The organism is Nocardioides sp. Z13_37, assembly GCF_058355585.1.
In genome coordinates this window covers 913862-932615 of the sequence record NZ_JBZGDV010000002.1, presented here as the reverse complement: position 1 = coordinate 932615, position 18754 = coordinate 913862, and the positions used below count along the sequence as shown (strand labels likewise).

Annotated in this window: 19 protein-coding genes; 16 read left to right on the top strand and 3 right to left on the bottom strand. The window is 75.0% G+C overall.

Features of this window, described 5'->3' with window-relative positions; all coding sequences use genetic code 11:
• Nucleotides 1–65: 65 nt before the first annotated feature.
• Nucleotides 66–2333, bottom strand: a complete 2268-nt coding sequence (locus tag AC4H2S_RS09480; protein ID WP_491496709.1) for a catalase — start codon at nucleotides 2331–2333, stop codon at nucleotides 66–68.
• Nucleotides 2334–2417: 84 nt separating this feature from the next.
• Complete coding sequence (locus AC4H2S_RS09475) at nucleotides 2418–3368, bottom strand: SDR family NAD(P)-dependent oxidoreductase (protein ID WP_491496708.1); 951 nt, start codon at nucleotides 3366–3368, stop codon at nucleotides 2418–2420.
• 201 nt (nucleotides 3369–3569) lie between these two features.
• Between AC4H2S_RS09475 and AC4H2S_RS09470 the strand changes: the two genes are divergently transcribed.
• Complete coding sequence (locus AC4H2S_RS09470; RefSeq protein ID WP_491496707.1) at nucleotides 3570–4160, top strand: hypothetical protein; 591 nt, start codon at nucleotides 3570–3572, stop codon at nucleotides 4158–4160.
• Nucleotides 4161–4244: 84 nt separating this feature from the next.
• On the opposite strand, the gene AC4H2S_RS09465 is transcribed toward AC4H2S_RS09470, so the two are convergent.
• Nucleotides 4245–5102 (bottom strand): DICT sensory domain-containing protein, encoded by an 858-nt coding sequence (locus tag AC4H2S_RS09465; protein WP_491496706.1) that lies wholly within the window; start codon nucleotides 5100–5102, stop codon nucleotides 4245–4247.
• Between the two features lie 83 nt (nucleotides 5103–5185).
• On the opposite strand from AC4H2S_RS09465, the gene AC4H2S_RS09460 reads away from it, so the two are divergent.
• Genes AC4H2S_RS09460 through idi form a run of 15 tightly spaced genes read left to right on the top strand, consistent with a single transcriptional unit; the run spans nucleotide 5186 to nucleotide 18688 of the window.
• Complete coding sequence (locus AC4H2S_RS09460) at nucleotides 5186–6229, top strand: polyprenyl synthetase family protein (RefSeq protein WP_491496705.1); 1044 nt, start codon at nucleotides 5186–5188, stop codon at nucleotides 6227–6229.
• Nucleotides 6226–7110, top strand: coding sequence for a phytoene/squalene synthase family protein (locus AC4H2S_RS09455; RefSeq protein ID WP_491496704.1), 885 nt, complete (start codon nucleotides 6226–6228; stop codon nucleotides 7108–7110). The genes AC4H2S_RS09460 and AC4H2S_RS09455 overlap by 4 nt, the downstream gene beginning before the upstream one ends.
• Entirely contained in the window at nucleotides 7107–8729 is a 1623-nt protein-coding gene (crtI, locus tag AC4H2S_RS09450; RefSeq protein WP_491496703.1) for a phytoene desaturase family protein, read from the top strand. The genes AC4H2S_RS09455 and crtI overlap by 4 nt, the downstream gene beginning before the upstream one ends.
• The gene (locus tag AC4H2S_RS09445; RefSeq protein ID WP_491496702.1) at nucleotides 8726–9079 is read left to right on the top strand and encodes a lycopene cyclase domain-containing protein; all 354 of its coding nucleotides are present in this window, start codon (nucleotides 8726–8728) and stop codon (nucleotides 9077–9079) included. Before crtI ends, AC4H2S_RS09445 begins: the two co-directional genes overlap by 4 nt.
• A complete protein-coding gene (locus tag AC4H2S_RS09440) occupies nucleotides 9076–9411 on the top strand; it encodes a lycopene cyclase domain-containing protein (protein ID WP_491496701.1) in 336 nt (111 codons plus the stop codon). Before AC4H2S_RS09445 ends, AC4H2S_RS09440 begins: the two co-directional genes overlap by 4 nt.
• Complete coding sequence (locus AC4H2S_RS09435) at nucleotides 9408–10805, top strand: cytochrome P450 (RefSeq protein WP_491496700.1); 1398 nt, start codon at nucleotides 9408–9410, stop codon at nucleotides 10803–10805. The genes AC4H2S_RS09440 and AC4H2S_RS09435 overlap by 4 nt, the downstream gene beginning before the upstream one ends.
• Nucleotides 10802–12001, top strand: coding sequence for a glycosyltransferase (locus AC4H2S_RS09430; protein WP_491496699.1), 1200 nt, complete (start codon nucleotides 10802–10804; stop codon nucleotides 11999–12001). The genes AC4H2S_RS09435 and AC4H2S_RS09430 overlap by 4 nt, the downstream gene beginning before the upstream one ends.
• Nucleotides 12001–12501, top strand: coding sequence for a glycosyl-4,4'-diaponeurosporenoate acyltransferase CrtO family protein (locus tag AC4H2S_RS09425; protein ID WP_491496698.1), 501 nt, complete (start codon nucleotides 12001–12003; stop codon nucleotides 12499–12501). Before AC4H2S_RS09430 ends, AC4H2S_RS09425 begins: the two co-directional genes overlap by 1 nt.
• Nucleotides 12498–13370 (top strand): phosphatase PAP2 family protein, encoded by an 873-nt coding sequence (locus AC4H2S_RS09420; protein WP_491496697.1) that lies wholly within the window; start codon nucleotides 12498–12500, stop codon nucleotides 13368–13370. Before AC4H2S_RS09425 ends, AC4H2S_RS09420 begins: the two co-directional genes overlap by 4 nt.
• Nucleotides 13367–14209 (top strand): UbiA family prenyltransferase, encoded by an 843-nt coding sequence (locus AC4H2S_RS09415; RefSeq protein WP_491496696.1) that lies wholly within the window; start codon nucleotides 13367–13369, stop codon nucleotides 14207–14209. The genes AC4H2S_RS09420 and AC4H2S_RS09415 overlap by 4 nt, the downstream gene beginning before the upstream one ends.
• On the top strand, nucleotides 14206–15417 hold the full coding sequence (locus AC4H2S_RS09410) for an NAD(P)/FAD-dependent oxidoreductase (RefSeq protein ID WP_491496695.1): 1212 nt from the start codon (nucleotides 14206–14208) through the stop codon (nucleotides 15415–15417). Before AC4H2S_RS09415 ends, AC4H2S_RS09410 begins: the two co-directional genes overlap by 4 nt.
• Nucleotides 15414–16469 carry a type III polyketide synthase gene (locus AC4H2S_RS09405; RefSeq protein ID WP_491496694.1) on the top strand — a complete coding sequence of 352 codons (1056 nt, stop codon included), beginning with the start codon at nucleotides 15414–15416 and terminating at the stop codon, nucleotides 16467–16469. The genes AC4H2S_RS09410 and AC4H2S_RS09405 overlap by 4 nt, the downstream gene beginning before the upstream one ends.
• Nucleotides 16466–17032: an isoprenylcysteine carboxyl methyltransferase family protein gene (locus AC4H2S_RS09400; RefSeq protein ID WP_491496693.1), complete on the top strand. Its 567-nt coding sequence runs from the start codon at nucleotides 16466–16468 to the stop codon at nucleotides 17030–17032. Before AC4H2S_RS09405 ends, AC4H2S_RS09400 begins: the two co-directional genes overlap by 4 nt.
• Nucleotides 17025–18065, top strand: a complete 1041-nt coding sequence (locus AC4H2S_RS09395) for an NAD(P)/FAD-dependent oxidoreductase (RefSeq protein ID WP_491496692.1) — start codon at nucleotides 17025–17027, stop codon at nucleotides 18063–18065. Before AC4H2S_RS09400 ends, AC4H2S_RS09395 begins: the two co-directional genes overlap by 8 nt.
• Nucleotides 18062–18688, top strand: coding sequence for an isopentenyl-diphosphate Delta-isomerase (gene idi, locus AC4H2S_RS09390; protein ID WP_491496691.1), 627 nt, complete (start codon nucleotides 18062–18064; stop codon nucleotides 18686–18688). The genes AC4H2S_RS09395 and idi overlap by 4 nt, the downstream gene beginning before the upstream one ends.
• The last annotated feature ends 66 nt before the right edge of the window (nucleotides 18689–18754 follow it).

The following is an 18754-nucleotide window of genomic DNA, read 5'->3' as shown; positions in this document are numbered from 1 at the left end:
TGTCGATGCGAGCCTATCGGCCGGACCGCGGCCGGCTCACCCCGGTTTCCCGTCCCACCTCGCGATCAGACGCTGGTCGCGAAGCGCTCCCACGACCGGTGCCCGCCGAGCAGCGTCATCAGGTCGCCCTGGACGTCACCCGGCCCGTCGCCGGTCAGCACCCCGGCGCCGGCGAGGCCGAGCTCGTCCACCACCGCGCGTCCCTCCCCGAACGCCACGACGGCCTTGCAGTGGCGGAAGCACTCCTCCACGAGCAGCCCGACGCGCGGGTCGGTGGCGACGGTGGCGGCACCGCCGGCCTTGCTGTCGCGGCTGGTGAGCGCGTCGGCGGCCGGCGGGGCGGCGCCGGCGACCACGAGGGCGTCGAACTCGATCGACCGCGCGGTCGCGAAGGTGCGCTGGGCCACGAGGCCCTCGCCCAGCTCGCCGCCACGCGGCGCGATGAGGAGCGGCAGCACGCCTGCGGCCATCAGCTCCTCGCGCAGCGCCGCGACGCCCGACAGGTCGGCGTCCGGGTCGACGACGATCCCCACGAGGCGACCGTCGGCCGGCCACGTCTCGCCGACCTGCGACAGCGCGGGGCTGGGCACCGGCTCGTCGTACTGCACGGTGGGCTCGGGAGCGGGCAGGCCGAGGGCCTGCGCCACGCGGGCGCACAGCCCGGCATCGATGTTGGCCAGGGCCAGCAGCTGCCGCTCCTTGATCGCCTGCTCGTAGCACTTGCCCAGCTCGAAGGAGTAGGCGTTGACGATGTGCTCCTGCTCCACCGGGCTCATGCTCGACCAGAACAGCCGCACCTGGCTGTAGTGGTCGTCGTAGGACGCCGGGTTCTCGCGGACCTTCGAGCCCTCCGGGACCGTCACCGGCACGTCGACGAACGCGCCCTCGTCGGCGCCGGCGAAGAACGGGCAGCCCGCGTCGAGCGAGTTGGGCTTGTAGGGCGCGACCCCGCCGTGCACGGCCTGCTGGTGGAAGCCGTCGCGGTGGTTGTCGTTGACCGGCGCGTGCGGGCGGTTGATCGGGATCTGGTTGAAGTTCGGCCCGGCCAGCCGGGTGAGCTGGGTGTCGAGGTAGGAGAAGTTGCGCGCCATCAGCAGCGGGTCGTCGGTGCCGTCGATGCCCGGCACGAGGTGTCCGGTGTGGAAGGCGACCTGCTCGGTCTCGGCGAAGAAGTTCGTCGGGTTGCCGTTGAGGGTCAGGGTGCCGATGACCTGCACGGGCGCCAGCTCCTCGGGCACGATCTTGGTCGAGTCGAGCAGGTCGATCCCCTCGAACATCTGGTCCGGCGTGTCCGGGAAGGTCTGGATGCCGAGGTCCCAGGCGGGGAACGCCCCCGCCTCGATGGCGTCGTAGAGGTCGCGGCGGTGGAAGTCGGGGTCGACCCCGCCGGCGAGCTGGGCCTCCTCCCACGTGAGGGAGTGCACCCCGAGCCGGGGCTTCCAGTGGAACTTCACCAGCGTCGTGCCGCCCTGGGCGTCGACGAGGCGGAACGTGTGGACGCCGAAGCCCTCCATCATCCGGTAGCTGCGCGGGATGCCGCGGTCCGACATGTTCCACATCGTGTGGTGCTGGGCCTCGGTGTGCAGTGACACGAAGTCCCAGAACGTGTCGTGGGCGCTCTGCGCCTGCGGGATCTCCCGGTCGGGGTGGGGCTTGCCCGCGTGGATGACGTCGGGGAACTTGATCCCGTCCTGGATGAAGAAGACCGGGATGTTGTTGCCGACCAGGTCCCAGTTGCCCTCGCGGGTGTAGAACTTCGTCGCGAAGCCGCGGGTGTCGCGCACGGTGTCAGCCGACCCGCGGGACCCGAGGACGGTCGAGAAGCGGACGAAGACGGGGGTCTCCTCCCCCTTCTCGAAGACCGCCGCGCGCGAGATCTCCGACGCCGCACCGTTGGCGACGAAGACGCCGTGGGCGCCGGCGCCGCGGGCGTGCACGACGCGCTCCGGGATGCGCTCGTGGTCGAAGTGCATGATCTTCTCGCGGAGGTGGTGGTCCGAGAGGAGCGTCGGACCGCGCGGGCCGGCCTTGAGGGAGTGGTCGCTGTCGCCGATCCGCACGCCCGTCGCGGTCGTGAGGTAGGCACCCTGCTGCGCGCTGGCGGTGGCCGGGTCCGCGCTCGGGGCGCCCGTCGGCGAGAGGGGGGTGGGCTGCTGCTGGTCGGGCTTGGGCGGCGGGACCTCGCGCGGCTCGGTCGGCTCCTCGAGCGTCGGCGGCTCGCTGCCGGGCGCCCCGGGCACGGGCTTGTCGGCGAACGAGACGGCGTCGGCGACGGCGTCGGCGACCTCCCCTGCCGCCTTCTTCGCAGCGGCGACGGGCTTGCTGGGGTTCATGCACTCTCCTGTGATCGGTGTGGCAGTTGCCTCCCGTTCCCGAGGGTGCCGCGGTCCATGCGCCCGAGCGCGACCCGATCGCGATCAGACGCCCCTGACCCGTCTCCGGGCGAGCTCGACCGCGTTGGCGCCGATGGCGAGCAGCGCGTTGCCGTGGCCGCCGCGCAGGCGGTTGTGCTCCTCGCGCGAGCCCAGCACGTTGCCCGGCCCGGGTGGCACGTCGACCGTCTGGTCCTGGGCCGCGAGGGCGAACAGCGGGCCGACGAGCCGGTCGTAGGCCCACGGCAGGGCGGTGAAGCCGAACCGGATCAGCTGGTTGGTGAGCCCGACCTGCCCGCCGCGGCGGCCGTCGGCCACGCCGAGGGCGCGCGCGGCCACGCGCTCGGGGGTGGTGACCGGGAACGGCGGCCTGCCGCCCACGCCGCCGTACGTCGCCGCCTGGCCGTAGATCGGCGTGTCCACGCCGCCGGGGGCGACGTAGCCGATGCGCACCCCGGGGCGGTCGCGGTTGTCGACGCGGAGCTGGCGGACCAGGGCGCGCAGGCCCCACTTGCTGAGGACGTAGGACGCCATGTCGGGCACCGCGATGTGGCCGATGAGGGACCCGACGAACACCAGGTCGCCGGCCCCCTGCGCACGCAGCACCGGCAGCACGTGGCGCGCGAGGTTGACCGAGCCGAGCAGGTTGGTCGCCACCACCTGGTCGAAGACCTCGGCCGGCACCTCGTCCACCCGGCCGTAGGCGACCACGCCGGCGCTGCCGATCACGACGTCGACCCCGCGGTGGCGCGCCAGGGTGGCGGCGACGGCCGCCTCGACCTGCGCGTCGTCGCTGACGTCGGTGGGCTCGACCATCGTGGACGCCGCGCCCAGGGCCTCGCAGTCACCCGCCACCCGCTCGAGCGCCCCGCGGCCGCGGGCCAGCAGGACGAGGTGGTCGCCGCGGCGCGCGGCCTGGCGGGCGGCCGCCTCGCCGATGCCGCTGGAGGCACCGGTGACCATGACGACGCGAGGGGCGTGGGGGCGGGTGGGCATGCCAGCAGGTACCCCCGCGGGCGCCCGCCCAACGGCGCCGGAGCGGCACGACCCGACTTCCGGACGACATCGGCGGGACTCGACGGGACCTAGGTCCTCCCGGGTTGGGTGCCTTCGCCCCATGCGGGCGCACCTCGCTCGTCAATAACCTCGGACACGAGGCGGGAACGACCCAGTACCCGCCCTGACGGAAGGCACATCATGCGCGCGTTTCTCGACCGGCTCGTCTCCTGGACGGGCGTGGCTCTCGCCGCCGTTCTCCTTGTCGCTGGCGGTCTCCTGACGTGGGCCAGCTCGTTCATCGGCGACCAGGTCAACGACCAGCTCACGATGCAGGACATCGTGATGCCTGAGGGCGAGGCCCTGGGCGGCCTGTCCGACGAGGACGTGAGCGCCCTCGAGAAGTACGCCGGCAGCGTGATGGACACCGGCCCGGAGGCCCGCGCCTACGCCGACCACTACATCCTCGCGCACATGAACGCCTCCAGCGACGGTCGCACCTACCAGCAGGTGAGCGGCGAGTTCCTCGCGCTCGACGACGAGGCCAAGGCGAGCGCGGAGGGCCAGGCGCTGGGCGGGCTGCGCGAGTCGCTCTTCATGGGCAACACGCTCCGCGGCCTGCTCCTCTACGGCTACGCGTTCGCCACCATCGGCACCATCGCCGGCTACGCCGCGATCGCCGCCTTCGCCGGGGCCATCGCGCTCCTGGCCCTCGCCCTGCTCGGCCTGCGGCACGCCAAGCGCACCGCGGAGGAGCGCACCGCGACGGAGCGGCAGACGGTCACCGTCTGAGCACCACCACCCCGCGCAGGACCCGGTCGCCTCACCTGGCGACCGGGTCCTGCTGTCGTGTCCGGAGCAGCCGACGCCTCACCCTCACCGGGCGGCGTCGAGGTAGCCGACCATCCGGTCGAAGAGCAGCGCGGCCCGGCGCAGGTCCTCCGATGCGCCGCGCGGGTCGGGCTGGGGCGGCAGGTCGACCAGCTCGCGCCAGCCGGGACGCAGCTCGTCGACCAGCGACGCGGCGATGCGGCCGGCGTTGCGCACCACCTGCGGGTCGACCGACCAGAAGGCCTCGAACGTGCGCTCCAGCGGCGGGCGGTCGAGCTGGCCCGGACGCTGCACGGCCGCGAGGCAGGCCGGCAGGTCGACGGCGTCGCACACGACCAACCACTCCCGGTTGAGCGGCGAGCCGGGTGGGACGGCGACCTCGATGGGCTCGCCGGGGCGCGGCGGCGCCGGGTCGGCGAAGTCGGCGAACACGATCGTGCACTGGGCCGTGCGCGCCAGCTCGCGCCAGCGGTCGTAGGAGGCGCGCAGGAACTGCTCGCGCTGGAACGAGCCGAAGAGGACCGGGTCGGCGGCGCGGGCGCAGCACTCATCCTCGATGGCGTGGCTCATCGACACGAGCGTGCGCCGCGTGAGCACCTGCGGCGCGAGGGCCGGGTGCAGGCGGCGCAGCTCGGCGAAGACCGATCCGGAGCGGAGGGGCGGGACCTCCGCGCGCCGGATGGCGGCTGCGAGCGAGAGCCCTCCGCGCCGACGGGCCAGCACGTCGAGGACGGCGTCGACGTCGTCCTCGGTGTAGCGGCGGTGCCCTCCGGCCTGCCGACTCGGCCGGGGAAATCCGTAGCGCTTCTCCCAGCTGCGGAGTGTGGAAATGGGTACTCCACTCCTGTGGGCCAGGTCTCCGATGGTGAGGGAGACGCGGGGGCTGGCGTCCAAATCGTCCACTCCTCCACAGCGTGCCTAGAATTAGTTGGAAGTGTTGCATAGGTTTAGGCTCCTGAGTAACGATCGAACTGCGGGAGGCACGGATGATCGGCACGGGAACGGACGCGGCGCTGGCGCGGATCCTCGACGACGGCCGCCATCGCGCGAGCGCCATCGACGCCCACCACGCCCTGCTCTGGGAGGCGCTGTGCACCGCGGCCGAGGGTGGCAAGCGCTTCCGCCCCGCACTGGTCGTCGCCACGCACGACGCGCTGGGCGGTGAGTGCCACCAGCCCGCCGTCGAGGTGGGCGCCGCCGTCGAGCTGTTGCACACCGCCTTCGTCATCCACGACGACGTGATCGACGACGACCACGTGCGGCGCGGGCGGCCCAACGTCAGCGGCACCTTCCGCGCCCTCGCCGACGTCGACGGCGCCCCGCCCGAGGCGGCCGCCGGCTACGGCCTGACCGCCGCGATCCTCGCCGGCGACCTCGCCCTGGCCGCCGCCGTCCGCACCGTCGCGCTGAGCGGTGCGCCGGCCCCCGTGGTGGCGCGCCTGCTCGACCTCTTCGACGGCGCGCTGCACCGCACCGCGTCCGGCGAGCTCGCCGACGTCCGCCTCGCCCTCGGCCTGGCCCCCGCCACCCTCGCCCAGAGCCTGGAGATGGAGGCGCAGAAGACCAGCGCGTACTCCTTCTCCCTCCCCCTGCAGGCCGGCGCCGCGCTGGCCGGTGCCGACGCCGCGACCACCGCCCGGCTCGACGACGCCGGCCGGGCCCTCGGCATCGCCTTCCAGCTCGTCGACGACCTCATCGGCGTGTTCGGCGACCCGGCCCACTCGGGCAAGAGCTCGACGTGCGACCTGCGCACCCGCAAGCAGACTCCCCTCCTGGTCCACGCCCGCACCACGCCGCAGTGGGAGCAGGTCCGCGGGTTCGTCGGCCGCGACCTCACCGACGACGAGCTGGACGAGGCCCGCGCCCTGCTGGTCGAGTCGGGGTCGCGACGGTTCGTGGCCGACCTCGCCGAGCGGCACCTCGGCCAGGCCCGCACGGTGCTCGACGGGCTGGGCATCCCCGGCGACCTGCTCGACGGCGTCACCGTCATGCCGCCCGTGCTGGTGGACGGCAGCGAGGTCGCGGCATGACGATGTTCGTCGGCCGGGGCGCCCCGCGCAGCCTCTACGATGTGGTGTCCGAGGCCAGCGCCGCGGTCGTCATCCGCGAGTACTCCAGCTCGTTCGGGCTCGCCTCGCGCCTGCTGGCCGAGCCGGTGCGCACCCAGGTCCGCAACATCTACGCGCTCGTGCGGGTCGCCGACGAGATCGTCGACAACCCCGACCCCGCGCTCGGCCGCGACGCCCGCGCCACGATGCTCGACTGGCTCGAGGCCGACGTGTCCCACGCGCTGCGGGCCGGCTACAGCGGCAACCTGGTGGTGCACGCGTTCGCGCGCACGGCCGTCGCCGTGGGCATCCAGGCCGACATCGTCACCCCGTTCTTCTCCTCGATGCGCACCGACCTCGACACCACCTCCCACACCCCGGAGAGCTTCGAGCGCTACGTCTACGGCTCGGCGGAGGTCGTCGGGCTGATGTGCCTGCGCGCCTTCCTCGCCGCGCCCGACGCCCGCGCCGACCGCGACGCGCAGTACGACCGGCTCACCGCCGGCGCCCGCTGCCTCGGCGCCGCCTTCCAGAAGCTCAACTTCGTGCGCGACCTGTCCGACGACCACGAGCTGCTGCGCCGCGACTACTTCCCCGGGGTCCAGGCGCACACGTTCTGCGACGCCGACCGCGACCGGATCCTCGACGACGTCGACGGCGACCTGCGCGCCGCCGCGGCGGTCGTGCCCGACCTGCCGCCCAGCAGCCGTCGCGCGGTGTGGGCGGCCCACGCCACCTTCGCCGAGCTCGCGCAGCGGCTGCGCGCCGCCTCCGCGGACGAGATCCGCTCCACCCGGGTCCGGGTCCCGGCGCCCGTCAAGCTGCGGCTCGCCGTCGCCGCGCTGCGCGGGGGCCGCTCGTGACGCTGCGCCTGCCCGAACGCCTCAGCCGATTCGTCCCGACGCCCCGCCACGCCGGTGACGGCACGCCGCGGCGCGTGGTCGTCGTCGGTGGCGGCATCGCCGGTCTCGCCACCGCCGCCCTGCTCGCCTCGCGCGGCCACTCGGTCGACCTGCTGGAGAAGAACGACGACCTCGGCGGCCGGGTCGGCAGCCTGGAGCGCGACGGCTTCCGCTTCGACACCGGCGCCTCGTGGTACCTCATGCCCGAGGTCTTCGAGCACTTCTTCGCCCTGCTGGGCACCTCGGCCGACGCCGCGCTCGACCTCACCGTCCTCGACCCCAGCTACCGGGTCTTCTTCGAGGGACACCCGGAGCCGGTCGACCTGCGCCCCGACCGCGACCACAACCGCGCCCTGTTCGAGTCGCTGGAGCCGGGGGCCGGGGAGCGGTTCGACGCCTACCTCCGCTCGGCCGAGGACACCTACGACATGGCCCTGCGGCGCTTCCTCTACACCAGCTTCGACTCCCCCGGCGCGTTCGCGCACCCCGACGTCGTACGCCGCACGCCGGCGCTCGGCCGGCTCCTCACGCGGTCGCTGGAGAGTCACGTCGCGGGCTCGTTCACCGACAACAGGCTGCGCCAGGTGCTCGGCTACCCCGCGGTCTTCCTGGGCTCCTCGCCCGGCCGCGCGCCGAGCCTGTACCACCTGATGAGCCGGCTCGACCTGGGTGACCGGGTGCTCTACCCGCAGGGCGGCTTCACCGAGCTGGTCCGGGTCATCGCCGGCCTGGCGGAGAAGCACGGGGCGCGGCTGCACACCGGCGCGCCCGCCACCCGGATCCTCACCTCCCGCACCGGCACCGGACGACCCGCCGTCACCGGCGTCGAGCACGACTCGGCCGACGGCCTGCGCACGGTGGACGCCGACGTCGTCGTGGGCGCGGCCGACCTGCACCACCTCGAGACCGCGCTGCTCCCGCCCGCGCTGCAGACCCACCCCGAGTCGTCGTGGCGCGGCCGCTCCCCCGGCACCGGCGCGGTGCTGGCGATGCTGGGCGTGGAGGGCCGACTGCCGCAGCTGCCGCACCACTCGCTCTTCTTCACCCGCGACTGGGGGCAGAACTTCCGCGACATCTTCGGGGAGGATGCCAAGGTGCCCGAGCCCGCCTCGATCTACGTCTGCAAGCCGTCCGAGAGCGACCCCACGGTCGCGCCCGAGGGGTCGGAGAACCTGTTCGTGCTCGTCCCCGTGCCGGCCGACACCGCCATCGGCGGCGGCGGTGACGACGGCGCGGGCTCGGAGACGGTCGAGCGCACCGCCGACGCGGCGATCGAGCAGATCGCGTCGTGGGCCGGCGTGCCCGACCTGCGCGAGCGGATCCGGGTGCGGCACACCGTCGGTCCCGACGACTTCGCGGCGCGCTACCACGCCTGGCGCGGCGGCGCCCTCGGCCTCGAGCACACTCTGCGCCAGAGCGCGTTCCTGCGCCCGGGCAACGCCTCGGCCAAGGTCGACGGGCTGCTCTACGCCGGCGCCAGCACCGTGCCCGGCGTCGGCCTGCCGATGTGCCTGATCAGCGCCGAGCTCGTGCTCAAGCGGCTCAGCGGCGACCGTTCGAGCCAGCCGGTGCGCGCATGAGCCTGCCCCACTGGGCGTACGCCGCCATGCTCGCGTTCTGCCTCGCCGGCACGCTGCCCCTGGTGCCGGCGTTCCGGCTGACGGTGCTGCGGCAGCCGGCGCGGCTGCTGCTCACCATCGGCCTCGCCGGCACCCCGTTCCTGCTGTGGGACCTCTGGGCCACGCACAGCGGCCACTGGTGGTTCGACGAGGGCCAGACCCTGCCCTGGCGGATCGCAGGCCTGCCGCTGGAGGAGATCGCGTTCTTCGTGGTCATCCCGATCGTCTCGGTCCTGACCCTGGAGGGCGTGCGCGCCGCCCGGCGCGGCGTACGACCTGGTGCGGGGCGCCGTCGCGAGGAGGCCCGATGACCTACACCACCATCGCCGTCGCCTGCGTGGTGCTCGCCGTGGTGCTCGACCGCTGGGTCGTCCGCACCCGGGTCACCTCGACCCGCGACTGGTGGCTCGCCTACGCGATCATCGTGTTCTTCCAGCTGCTCACCAACGGGTGGCTCACCGGCCGCGGCATCGTGCGCTACTCCGGCGACGCGATCCTCGGCAGCGGCGAGGTCACCTTCCTCGGCGACGGGCGGCTGGTCTACGCACCGGTCGAGGACCTGATGTTCGGCTTCGGCCTGGTGCTGTGCAGCTGCGTGGCCTGGACCTGGCTGGGACGCCGGCGCGACGAGGCGAGCGCATGAGCGTCGCGGCCCGCCTGCAGGCGATGCAGCCCACCGACGTCGGCGTGCCCGGCCCCACGTCGCTCGACATGGCGCGGGTCTTCCGCTCCGTGCGCGCCGACCCGCTCACCTTCCTCGGCCAGGTGTCGCAGCGCTTCGGCGACACCGTGTCCTTCCCGGTGCCCGGCCCGCCCGCGCTGCTGCTCACCGACCCCGCCGACGTCAAGCACGTGCTGCAGACCTCGGCGCGCAGCTGGAGCAAGGACACCGTCCAGTACGCCGCCCTCGCGCGCGTCACCGGCCCGGGCCTGCTCGCCTCGGCCGAGCCCAACTGGATCGAGCACCGCCGCCTGGCCGCCCCGGCGTTCCACCACCAGCGCCTCGAGGCCGTCGGCGACGAGGTCCGCGCGGCCGCCCGCACCGCCATCTCCGCCCGGCTCGGGCGCGTGCAGGAGGACGGCGAGGTCGTCGACCTCGCGGCCCTCACGCACACGATCGGGCTCGACGCGGTCGGCCGCGCGCTCTTCAGCACCGACCTGTCCGGCCACGCCCACGACCTGCTGGCCGCGACGAGCGAGTCGGCCGACCTCGTGGTGCGCCTCGGCCGCTCGATCCTGCCGCGGGCCGAGTGGACCCCGACGCGCACCAACCTCCGGCTGCGGGCGGCCCGCCGGCGCCTCGACGACGCGACAGCGGCGATCATCGCCGAGCGGCGCGCCCGCAACGCCCACGCGCCGGCCGGGGCGCCCGTGGTGCACGGCGACGACCTCCTGGGCCTGCTGCTCGACAGCGGCATGCGCGACGAGGAGATCCGCGACGAGCTCGTCACCATGGTGATCGCCGGACACGAGACGGTGGCGGCCGCGCTCGCCTGGACCCTGATGCTGCTCGCCGAGCACACCGAGGCGCAGGACCGCGCGCGGGCCGAGCTCGCCGCCCACCCCGGCCCGGTCCCGCTGGTCGGGCACCGCGACCGGCTGCCCTGGACGCGAGCCGTCGTCGACGAGGCGCTGCGCCTCTTCCCGCCGGCCTGGGCGATCTCGCGCCGCTCGATCCGCGACGACGAGGTGGCCGGGCGCACCGTCCCCGCCGGCACGCTCGCGATCATCAGCCCGTGGCTGGTCCACCGGCGCCCCGACCTCTGGCCCGACCCCGAGGCGTTCCACCCCGAGCGCTTCCTCGACGGCACCGCCCGCACCGGCTACCTCCCGTTCGGCCTGGGCCCGCGGCTGTGCATCGGGCGCGAGTTCGCCCTGGGCGAGATGGTCGTCGTGCTCGCCGAGCTGCTGGCCGAGCACCGCATCGAGGTCCCCGGCGGACCCGGCGCGTGGACGCGCCCCGTCGCCGAGGCGAAGGTCGCCGTCCATCCCCGCGGCGGCATGCCGCTCGTCGTACGACGGGTGCGCGCGCCGTGAGCGCCCTGGGCCTCGGCCCGCTCGACCTCGTCCTCGCCGCGCTGCTCCTGCTGGCGGGGCTGTGGGCGCAGCGCCTCGTCGCCGACCTCCGCACGCTGCCCGCACCCGCCGCTCCCCCGGCGCACCGCCCGGCGGCGTCGGTCTCGGTGGTCGTGCCCGCGCGCGACGAGGAGCACACGCTGCCCGCGCTGCTGCGCTCGGTCCACGCGCAGGTCCCGCCCGTGGCCGAGGTCGTCGTCGTCGACGACGCCTCCCGCGACTCCACCGCCGAGGTCGCCCGCGCCGCCGGCGCGCGGATCGTGCCAGCCGGTGCCCCGCCCGCCGGGTGGACCGGCAAGGCATGGGCGTGCCACACCGGCGCCGCGACCGCCACGGGCGAGCTGATCCTCTTCCTCGACGCCGACACGGTCCTGGCCCCGGGGGCGCTCGCCGGCCTGCTGACGGCGCACGCGCAGCACGGCGGGCTGGTGTCGGTGCAGCCGCACCACGACGTCGTCCGCCCCTACGAGCAGCTCTCAGCCTACTTCAACGCAGTGGCGCTGATGGCCAGCGGCGCCTTCACCCGTCCCCGCGCGGGCCACGCGCGTCGGGCGCACCCGCCGATGGCCTTCGGTCCGTGCCTGCTGACCTCGCGAGCCGACCTCGCCGCCGCTGGCGGGCACGAGGCCGTCAGGTCGGAGATCCTCGACGACGCGTCACTGGCCGCCGCCTACGACCGGGCCGGGCTTCCCGTGTGGTGCGCGGTCGGTGGCGACGAGGTGCGGATGCGCAGCTATCCCGGCGGGATGCGCCAGCTCGTCGCCGGCTGGACCAAGAACATCGCCTCGGGCGCGACGGCCGCCGCGCCGTCGGCCGGCGCGGCGACGGTGGCGTGGATCAGCGCGCACCACGCGGTCGCCGTGGGGGCCGTGCTGTCCCTGGTGACCGTCACGACCGGGCAGGGCGCGTCCCTGCTGGCGGGCAGCCCCGTGCTGTGGGCGCTCGCCTACGTCGGCGCGGTGCTGCAGCTGCGTTGGGTGCTGCGCCGCGCGGGCTCGTTCCGCTGGTGGGCCTGGGCGCTGTTCCCCGCGACCCTGCTCGCCTTCGACCTCGTCTTCGCCCGCTCGCTCGCGCTCACCGTCGTCCGCCGCTCCGTGCCGTGGCGTGGCCGCGAGGTGTCCCTCACCGACGGTGGGTCGCGGCAGGGGGTCGCCTGATGCTGCGCCTCGTCATGCCGCAGAGCCTCACGATCGTCGTCGACGTGATCGCCTGGGGCGTCTTCCACGCCGCGACCGGCTACGCGGCCCACCGACTCGGCGACGACCGGCTCGCCCGCGACGGCGTGGTGCTGCGGGCGCGGCGGTTCGAGGACGGCGGGCGCTGGTATCGCCGCCGGCTGCGCATCCACCGCTGGAAGGACCGCCTGCCGGAGGCAGGAGCGCTCTTCGAGGGCGGCGTCAGCAAGCGCGAGCTGCCTGCGATCGACGCCGATGGCCTGGCGATCTTCGTGCGCGAGACCCGCCGAGCCGAGCTGGCGCACTGGTGGGCGCTGTGCTGCAGCCCGCTGTTCATGCTGTGGAACCCGCCCCTCGCGGCGGCCCTGCTGGGCGCCTACGGGGTGCTGGTCAACCTGCCCTTCATCGCGATCCAGCGCTACAACCGCTTCCGGACCCAGGCGCTCCTCGGGCGCCTGTCCCGCAGGACGAGCCCGACATGAGCGGTCCCGCGGCCTCGCGCTCGCGCCTCGGCACCCCGGTCGCCGAGCGCGGGGCACGCACGGTCGCGCCGGCCCGGGAGTCGCGCCACGGCCCGATCGCCCAGCTGCTGATCGCCTGGTCGCCCCTCAGCACGGTCCTGCTGGCCTACTGGGTGGCGCAGTGGATCACCACGCCGCTCGGGGTGGGCGACGGCGACGACACCAACCGGCTCGGTGCGAGCCTGCACGTGCTGGGACCGGCGCGCGCCGACGAGGCGCTGCTGGGCACGATGCCCACCGTCTGGCTGCAGGCCCGGCTCGTCGACGGCACCGCCCACTGGTACGACGCCCTCGCCGCGCTCGTCTACGTCACGCACTTCCTCACCATCCCGCTCATCACCGCGGTCGCCTGGTTCCGCCTGCGCGACCGGTTCGGCGAGTGGCTCACCGCCCTGCTGTCCATGTCGCTGCTCGGCATCGTGGGCTACCTCGCCTACCCCGCCGCCCCGCCGTGGCTGGCCGCCGAGCGCGGCGACATCGGTGCCGTCGACCGGATCTCGCACGTGGGCTGGCAGGTGCTGGGGCTCGACCCGGTGGGCCGGCTGGTGGAGATCGGCCAGTCGGGCAGCAACCCGGTGGCCGCGATGCCGTCGCTGCACGCCGCCGCCGCGCTCCTGGCGGCGCTGTTCCTGTGGCCGTCGGTCTCCCGGGTGTTCCGGGTGCTGCTCCTCGCCTACGCCCTCGCCATGGCCCTCACGCTCGTCTACACCGGCGAGCACTACGTCGTCGACGTGCTCGCCGGCTGGCTCGTCGCGGTGCTCGGGGTGGGCGCGTCCCGCCTGGCCCGCCGGTGGCCGGGCGTCGCCGAGTCGCCGGGAGACACCCGATGAGCACCCGTCCGGCACACCTCACCCGCCGCAGCGGCACCACGGTCGGCTCGCCGGGGCGCGTGCTGCTGCGCTCCGCCCACGCGGGGCCCACGCTGACGGTCACCGTCCTCATGGGGCTGCTCGCGCTCGCGCAGGGGCTCAGGCCCGGGACGACGGCGCTGCTCGTGGCCGCGGTGCTGACCGGCCAGCTGAGCGTGGGCTGGAGCAACGACCTGCTCGACCGCACGCGCGACCGCGCGGCCGGACGCGCCGACAAGCCGCTGGCCGCCGCCGACGACGGCGCGGTCGCGCTCGTACGTGCCGCGTGCGCCGCGGCGGTCGTGGTCTGCGTCGTGCTGTCGCTGGCCCTCGGCCCGGCCGCCGGGCTGGTCCACCTCGGCTGCGTGGCGTCGGCGTGGTGCTACAACCTCGGCCTGAAGGCGACCGTGTGGTCGTGGCTGCCCTACGCCCTGTCGTTCGGCGGCCTCACGGCCGTGGTCACGCTGGCCGACGGCGAGGCGCCGCCGTGGTGGTGGCCCGTGGGCGCGGCGCTCCTCGGCGTCGGGGCGCACCTGCTCAACGTGCTGCCCGACCTGGCCGACGACGCCGCGACGGGCGTACGCGGGCTGCCCCACCGGCTCGGGCCGCGGCTCATCGCGCCCGTCGCCGCCGCGGTCCTGGTGGTCGCGACCGGCGTCGTGCTCGCCGGGTCCGCTCCCCCGGTCCCCGCCTCGCTCACCGTCGCGGTCGTCGTGCTGGGCCTCGCCGCGGTCGTCGTGTCGCGCGCCGGCCGGGCGCCCTTTGCCGCAGCGATCGCCATCGCGCTGGTCGACGCCCTCCTCCTGGTGGTGGCCCGATGAGCCGCACACCCGCCACCGAGCACTGGGACCTCGTCGTGGTCGGCGCCGGACCGGCCGGCGCGGCCACCGCCCTCGGCGCGCTCGCCGAGCAGCCCGGGCTGCGGGTCCTCCTCCTCGACCGCAGCGAGTTCCCCCGCGACAAGTCGTGCGGCGACGGCATCGCGCCGCACGTCCTCGACGCGCTGGCGCCCGTCGGCGCCGCCGACGTCGTGGACGACTGGACCCCGCTGCGCCACCTCGAGCTCGCCCACGGCGACGTGTCGGTCTCCGGGCCGATGCGCCGGGAGGTCCACGTCGTGCCGCGCCGGGTCCTCGACGCCCGGCTCGTCGAGCGCGCCGTCGCGGCCGGGGCCGTGCTGCGCACCCACCGCGTCACCTCCCTCACCTCCACCGGCACCCCCGTGGTGTCGGACACCGTCTCCGGCGACGTCGTGGTCGGGGCCGACGGGGCGCACTCGCTCGTGCGCACGGCGCTGCTGGGCAAGCGGCGCGAGCCGCGTGCCATCGCGATCCGCGGCTACGCGCCCACCACGCCCGAGATGGCCGGGCGCCAGGTCATCCGCTACGGCAGCCGCCGCCAGCCGTCGTACGCCTGGGCCTTCGACCGGGGTGACGGGCTGGCCAACGTCGGCTACGGCGAGCTCCTCCCCGGCGAGCGCAGCGGCGACCGCGCGCCGAGCCGCCGGCTGCTGCTCGAGCAGCTCGAGGAGCTCGTGCCGGGCGCCGCCAGCACGGGCGACGACTGGCGCGGCCACCACCTGCCGCTGAGCAGCTGGCGCTGGGACCAGCCCGACGGCCCGGTGCTGCTCGCCGGCGACGCCGCGGGGCTGGTCAACCCGATGACCGGCGAGGGGATCTACTACGCCGTCGCCACCGGTGTCGCGGCGGGGCGCACCGCGGCCCAGGCGGTGCGCGCCGGGCGGCCCCACGCGTCCGGCGCCCGGCACCGGCGGGTGGTCCGCGACCTGCTCGGCACGCACCTGCGGCACACCTGGGCGGCCTCCCGGCTCGCGCAGTCGCCGCGCATCGTCGACGCCGGGATCCGCGCCGCGGGTCGCGAGCGCCACGCCTTCGACACCCTCGTCGAGCTCGGTCTCGGCGACGGCCGCATCGACACCCGCCTGGCGGGAGGGCTGCTCCGCGCCCTTCTCCGCCCGCCCGACCCGTCCCCCGAACCCCCCAACACAGACCCGAGGTGGCTGACATGAGGATCCTCTCCGTCCGAGGCGCGCTGCCGCCCCACTCATATCCGCAGGCTGACATCACCGAGGCCTTCGGCGAGTTCATCTCCGAGCGCAGCCTCGACCGCTCGCTGATGCGGCGCTTCCACGCCAACGCCGGCGTCGAGCGACGCCACACCGTGCTGCCCCTCGAGGACTACGCCGGGATCGGCGACTTCGGGCACGCCAACGACCTCTTCATCGAGCACGCCGTCGAGCTGGGCTCGCGGGCGCTGGTCGACGCGCTCAAGGCCGCCGACCTGACGCCGTCCGACGTCGACCTGGTGGTCACCGCGACCGTCACCGGCCTCGCCGTCCCCTCCCTCGACGCCCGGATCGCCGCCCAGGTCGGCCTGCGCGAGGACGTACGCAGGATGCCGCTGGTGGGGCTGGGCTGCGTGGCCGGCGCCGCCGGGATCGGCCGCGTGCACGACTACCTGCTCGGCCACCCCGACCACACGGCCGTCCTGGTGGCGGTGGAGCTGTGCTCGCTCACCGTGCAGCGCGACGACGCGTCGGTGCCCAACCTGGTGGCGAGCGGGCTCTTCGGCGACGGCGCGGCGGCGGTGGTCGCGACGGGACGCTCCGGGCGCCCGGGGCCGGTCGAGGTGCTCGACTCGCGCAGCCGCCTCTATCCCGACAGCGAGCGCACCATGGGCTTCGACGTCACCGGCAACGGCCTGCGGATCGTGCTCGACGCCGAGGTCCCGGCGCTGGTGGGTCGCTTCGTGCGCGCAGACGTCGACGCCTTCCTCGCCGACCACGGGCTCACCCGGGCCGACATCGGCTGGTGGGTGTGCCACCCCGGCGGGCCGAAGGTGATCGAGGCGCTGGAGGAGGCCCTCGAGGTGCCCCGTGACGCCGTCCGGCTCACCTGGGAGTCGCTGGCCCGGGTCGGCAACCTCTCGTCCGTCTCGGTGCTGCACGTCCTGGAGGACACGCTGCGCGAGCGGCCGCCCGAGCCGGGCTCGCCCGGGGTGCTGATGGCGATGGGTCCGGGCTTCTGCTCCGAGCTCGTGCTGCTGCGGGCCGCCTCGTGACCGGGCTCGTCGCGTTCACCGTGCTGGTGGCGCTCGTCGGCCTCGAGCGGATCGCCGAGCTCGTCGTGTCCACGCGCAACGCGCGCTGGAGCCGCGAGCGCGGCGGCGTCGAGCACGGGCTCGGCCACTTCCCGTTCATGGTCGTGCTGCACACCGCCCTGCTGGTCGGCGCGCTGGCCGAGGCGTGGATCCGCCAGCCCCAGGTGCCGTCGCTGCTGGCGTGGTCGATGCTCGGCCTCGTCATCGCCTCCCAGGCGCTGCGCTGGTGGTGCATCGCCACCCTCGGGCCGCGCTGGAACACCCGCGTGATCGTGGTGCCCGGCATGCCGCCCGTGGCGTCGGGGCCCTACCGGTTCCTGCGCCACCCCAACTATGTCGCGGTGGTGGTCGAGGGGATCGCGCTGCCCCTGGTGCACGCCGCCTGGATCACCGCGCTCGTCTTCACCGTCCTCAACGCCGCGCTGCTCGTCGTCCGCATCCGGGTCGAGGACGCCGCGCTCGCCACCCTCCCGGCCGCCCCCGGCGACTCCCCTGCGGCTTCCGCGGAGGCCGCAGGTGCGTGACGTCGTCGTGGCCGGGGGCGGGCCGGTGGGCCTCGCCGCCGCCCTGCACGCGCACCGCGCCGGCCTGTCCGTCCTGGTGCGCGAGCCGCGCACCGGCCCCATCGACAAGGCGTGTGGCGAGGGACTGATGCCCGGTGCCGTCGCCGAGCTCGCCGCGCTCGGCGTGCACCCGCACGGGCGCGAGCTCACCGGGATCCGCTACCTCGACGGCTGCGCCGACGGTCCCGTCGCGACCGCGCGGTTCGCCCGCGGTCCCGGCAGGGGCGTACGCCGCACCGTGCTGCACGAGGCCCTGGCCGAGCGGGTCGCCGCGGCGGGCATCCCGATCGAGCCGACCGCGGTGACGACCGTCACCGACGCCGGCGACCACCTGCTCGTCGACGGCGAACCGGCTCGCCACCTCGTCGCGGCCGACGGCCTGCACTCCCCCGTGCGCCGCCTGGTCGGCCTCGACGCCCCGGTAGCCGGGCGACGTCGCTTCGGGCTGCGGTGCCACGTGCGACAGGCGCCGTGGTCGTCGTACGTCGAGGTGCACTGGTCGCCGCGCGCCGAGGCCTACGTGACGCCCGTCGACGACGACCTCGTCGGGGTCGCCGTGCTGGGCGACGCCGGCTCGCGCTTCGAGGACCTCATCGACGACTTCCCCCTCCTCCAGCAGCGTCTGGTGGGCCCGCGCACGCGGGTGATGGGCGCGGGGCCGCTGCGCCAGCGGGCTCGGGCGCGGTCGGCGGGCCGCGTGCTGCTCGTCGGCGACGCCGGCGGCTACGTCGACGCCCTCACCGGCGAGGGCCTCGCCCTCGGGCTCGCGCAGGCGCGCGTGGCCGTCGCGTGCCTGGCCGAGGGCCGCCCTGGTCGCTACGACGGCCTGGCCCGCCGGCTGGGCGCGCGCCACGAGCTCCTCACCCACGCGCTGCTGCGCGCCACCGCCCACTCCGCCGTCCGCAGGCGCCTCGTGCCGGCCGCGTCGCGGCTGCCGTGGCTCTTCGACACCGCCGTCAACCAGCTCGCCCGACCCGTGGGGAGGCCCGCATGACCGACAGCCCGACGATCGACAACGCACCCGACAGCGCACCCGGCACCGCCGAGCTGGTGGTGCTGCTCGACGAGGACGGACAGGCCGTGGGCACCGCCGACAAGGCCGGGGTCCACCACGCCGAGACGCCGCTGCACCTCGCGTTCTCGTGCTACCTCTTCGACGGGGACGGCAACGTGCTGATCACCCAGCGGGCGCTGCACAAGCGCACCTTCCCGGGCGTGTGGACCAACAGCTGCTGCGGCCACCCCGCACCCGGCGAGCCGATCGAGGAGGCCGTGCGCCGGCGGGTCGAGCAGGAGCTCGGTGCCCCCATCACCGGCCTGCGCCTGGTGCTGCCGCGCTTCCGCTACCGCGCCGAGCAGGAGGGCGTGGTGGAGAACGAGATGTGCCCGGTGTTCGTGGGGTCCCTCGACGGTCCCGTCCGGCCCGACCCCGAGGAGGTCGCGGAGGCGCGGTGGGAGCCGTGGCAGCCGTTCCGCCAATCGGTGCTCGACGGCACCCGGGCGGTGTCGGTGTGGTGTCGCGAGCAGGTCGTCCAGCTGCCGGCCGATCCGGTCTCCGCGCCGGCTGCTGCCGGCCACGAGCTGCCGCCCGCGGCACGCGACGGCGGCCGGCCCTGACGTTTCGTCGTTCGGCGCCGTGCCACCCGGGCGTGTGGCACGCTGTGCAGGAGCCTCGAGCAGCGT

Excerpts from the sequence above, each read along its gene's own strand:
- AC4H2S_RS09480 (WP_491496709.1), bottom strand. The coding sequence starts at position 2,333 with ATGAACCCCAGCAAGCCCGTCGCCGCTGCGAAGAAGGCGGCAGGGGAG.
- AC4H2S_RS09475 (WP_491496708.1), bottom strand. The coding sequence starts at position 3,368 with ATGCCCACCCGCCCCCACGCCCCTCGCGTCGTCATGGTCACCGGTGCC.
- AC4H2S_RS09470 (WP_491496707.1), top strand. The coding sequence starts at position 3,570 with ATGCGCGCGTTTCTCGACCGGCTCGTCTCCTGGACGGGCGTGGCTCTC.
- AC4H2S_RS09460 (WP_491496705.1), top strand. The coding sequence starts at position 5,186 with ATGATCGGCACGGGAACGGACGCGGCGCTGGCGCGGATCCTCGACGAC.
- AC4H2S_RS09455 (WP_491496704.1), top strand. The coding sequence starts at position 6,226 with ATGACGATGTTCGTCGGCCGGGGCGCCCCGCGCAGCCTCTACGATGTG.
- AC4H2S_RS09445 (WP_491496702.1), top strand. The coding sequence starts at position 8,726 with ATGAGCCTGCCCCACTGGGCGTACGCCGCCATGCTCGCGTTCTGCCTC.
- AC4H2S_RS09440 (WP_491496701.1), top strand. The coding sequence starts at position 9,076 with ATGACCTACACCACCATCGCCGTCGCCTGCGTGGTGCTCGCCGTGGTG.
- AC4H2S_RS09435 (WP_491496700.1), top strand. The coding sequence starts at position 9,408 with ATGAGCGTCGCGGCCCGCCTGCAGGCGATGCAGCCCACCGACGTCGGC.
- AC4H2S_RS09425 (WP_491496698.1), top strand. The coding sequence starts at position 12,001 with ATGCTGCGCCTCGTCATGCCGCAGAGCCTCACGATCGTCGTCGACGTG.
- AC4H2S_RS09420 (WP_491496697.1), top strand. The coding sequence starts at position 12,498 with ATGAGCGGTCCCGCGGCCTCGCGCTCGCGCCTCGGCACCCCGGTCGCC.
- AC4H2S_RS09415 (WP_491496696.1), top strand. The coding sequence starts at position 13,367 with ATGAGCACCCGTCCGGCACACCTCACCCGCCGCAGCGGCACCACGGTC.
- AC4H2S_RS09410 (WP_491496695.1), top strand. The coding sequence starts at position 14,206 with ATGAGCCGCACACCCGCCACCGAGCACTGGGACCTCGTCGTGGTCGGC.
- AC4H2S_RS09405 (WP_491496694.1), top strand. The coding sequence starts at position 15,414 with ATGAGGATCCTCTCCGTCCGAGGCGCGCTGCCGCCCCACTCATATCCG.
- idi (WP_491496691.1), top strand. The coding sequence starts at position 18,062 with ATGACCGACAGCCCGACGATCGACAACGCACCCGACAGCGCACCCGGC.